We start from the raw sequence: 435 nt of genomic DNA, 5'->3' as shown, positions 1-435 counted from the left end.
CAAGCCGACTTTTTTGCCGTCTCGCTACCAGATCTTGTGGTCCTCGATGTATCGGGACAGCAGTTGCACCGTCAGCACTGCTTGTTTATTGAAGCGCTTGRCTACCTGGGACTAGGCAACCAACCCGCCAGTCAGAAAGCGATGCAACAGCTTCTGCAAATCAACCCCGTTYACGATAAGGCGCATCTAATTCAGCATGCCCTGCAAAGCGGTATTTTTTCCTGAACCTTAAATAGGCGGGTCTKGCCCGCCTGAACCCTACTGTTCCCTGCGTTTMCCTTATMGAGGAATCATTATGAATAACGCGCAGACACATCTGAAAATGGGCTACGTCTGGACTATCTGTCTGGTCGCCGCCTGCGGTGGTTTACTCTTTGGCTATGACTGGGTGGTGATTGGCGGCGCAAAGCCGTTTTATGAAGCCTGGTTTTCCAT

The 435-nt window shown here is 51.2% G+C and carries 1 protein-coding gene; it reads left to right on the top strand.

Annotated features, from left to right (window positions below; genetic code table 11):
* The coding region (locus EZV73_RS28440; protein ID WP_240843940.1) for a hypothetical protein at positions 1-225 on the top strand (225 nt) is incomplete at its 5' end.
* Between the last annotated feature and the right edge of the window lie 210 nt (positions 226-435).

The organism is Acidaminobacter sp. JC074, from assembly GCF_022496765.1.
GTDB lineage: Bacteria > Bacillota > Clostridia > Peptostreptococcales > Acidaminobacteraceae > JABXKX01.
The sequence above is the reverse complement of the archived record's forward strand: the minus strand, read 5'-3'. Positions and strand labels throughout refer to the sequence as shown.